The following is a 1943-nucleotide window of genomic DNA, read 5'->3' as shown; positions in this document are numbered from 1 at the left end:
GCGCTCGACGCGATCGACCGCGCGCATCTGATCCATCCCGTCTCGCCCTGGCGCGTGCACGAGAAGCGCGGCCCCACCGTGCTCGCCTCGGGCCGCGGCGCGTGGCTCACCGATGCCGACGGCCACGAACTGCTCGACGCCTTCGCAGGCCTGTGGTGCGTGAACGTGGGCTATGGGCAGGAGAGCGTGGTGCAGGCTGCGGCCGAGCAGATGCGCCGCCTTCCCTACGCGACCGGCTACTTCCACTTCAGCAGCGAGCCGGCCATTCGCCTGGCCGAGAAGCTGGTGCAGATCACGCCGGCGTCGCTGACCCGCGTGTACCTGACGCTCGGCGGCTCCGAGGCGATCGATGCCGCGGTGCGCTTCATCGTGCAGTACTACAACGCGATCGGCAAGCCATCCAAGAAGCAGTTCATCGCGCTGGAGCGCGGCTACCACGGCTCTTCGTCCACCGGTGCCGGCCTGACCGCATTGCCCGCCTTCCACCGCGGCTTCGATCTGCCGCTGCCAACGCAGCACTACATCCCGTCGCCCTACGCCTACCGCCATGCCGACGGCGCCGACCCGCAGGCGCTGATCGCCGCCTCGGTCGCGGCGCTGCGCGCCAAGGTGGCCGAGCTGGGCGCGGACAACGTGGCCGCCTTCTTCTGCGAGCCGATCCAGGGCTCGGGCGGCGTCATCGTGCCGCCCAAGGGCTGGTTGAAAGCCATGCGCGAGGCCACGCGCGAGCTCGGCATCCTGTTCGTCGTGGACGAGGTCATCACCGGCTTCGGCCGCACCGGCCCCATGTTCGCGTGCGAGGCCGAGGGCGTGGAGCCCGACCTGATGACCATGGCCAAGGGCCTGACCGCCGGCTACGTGCCGATGGGCGCCACGATGATGTCGGAGCAGGTCTACGCCGGCATCGCCGACGGCGCGCCGGCCGGCGCATCGGTCGGCCATGGCGCAACGTACTCTGCGCACCCGGTCGGCGCCGCGGTCGCGCTCGAGGTGCTGCGCCTGTACGAGGAAGGCGGCGTGCTCGCCAACGGCCAGCGCGGTGCGGCCCACTTCGCGGCCGGGCTCGACGCGCTGCGCGCGCATCCGCTGGTGGGCGACGCGCGCTACCGCGGCCTGCTCGGTGCATTGGAGCTGGTGAGCGACAAGGCCACGAAGCGCGGCTTCGATGCCGCACTGGGCTTGTCCGACCGCATCTTCGCCGCGGGCTACCGCAACGGCCTGGTGTTCCGCTCCTTCGGCGACCACATCCTCGGCTTCGCACCGGCGCTCACCTTCACCGAGGACGAGTTCGCGCAAATGTTCGCGCGGCTGAAAAAGACGCTCGACGAGGTGCTCGACGCGCCCGACGTTCGCGCTGCGTTGGCCGCCTGAGCGAAAGCCCGCGCGCCGCCGTGGCAACCCATCGAGACAGACGCAGAATCGGGCTCTCTTCGTTTTTCGGCGCCGCCATGTCAGAAGCCTTCAAGATCGACCGACTCGACCTGCGCATCCTGGCGCAGTTGCAAAAGAACGGGCGCATGACCAACGTGGACCTGGCGGACGCGGTGGGCCTCTCGCCCAGCCCCTGCCTGATCCGCGTCAAGCGGCTGGAGCAGGCCGGCTACATCGCCGGCTACGGCGCCCACCTGCGGCTCGAGAAGCTCGGCGATACGCTGACCGTGTTCACCGAGGTCACGCTGTCCGACCACCACCGCGAGGACTTCGTGCGCTTCGAGGCCGCCATCCGCGAGGTCGACGAGGTGCTCGAATGCCACCTGGTGAGCGGCGGCTACGACTACCTGCTGCGCTTCCTGACGCGGGGCGTCAACCACTACCAGGAAGTGATCGAGGAACTGCTCGAACGCAACATCGGCATTGCGAAGTACTTCAGCTACATCGTCATCAAGTCGCCGTTCATCAAGACGCACTGTCCGATCGAACGGCTGTTTCCCAACCAGCGCTGA

Annotated in this window: 2 protein-coding genes; both read left to right on the top strand. The window is 68.7% G+C overall.

Annotated features, from left to right (window positions below; all coding sequences use genetic code 11):
* A partial coding sequence (locus tag BLS74_RS33505; RefSeq protein ID WP_093112345.1) for an aspartate aminotransferase family protein occupies window positions 1-1371 on the top strand: 1371 nt, incomplete at its 5' end.
* A gap of 77 nt (window positions 1372-1448) precedes the next feature.
* Window positions 1449-1943 (top strand): Lrp/AsnC family transcriptional regulator, encoded by a 495-nt coding sequence (locus BLS74_RS33500; RefSeq protein WP_093112344.1) that lies wholly within the window; start codon window positions 1449-1451, stop codon window positions 1941-1943.

The sequence above is a fragment of the Variovorax sp. CF079 genome (assembly GCF_900101545.1).
GTDB lineage: Bacteria > Pseudomonadota > Gammaproteobacteria > Burkholderiales > Burkholderiaceae_C > Variovorax.
This window is presented reverse-complemented; position numbering and strand designations above follow the sequence as displayed.

Bases quoted from the DNA above. Each gene is read 5' to 3' on its own strand.
- BLS74_RS33500 (WP_093112344.1), top strand. From the start codon at position 1,449: ATGTCAGAAGCCTTCAAGATCGACCGACTCGACCTGCGCATCCTGGCG.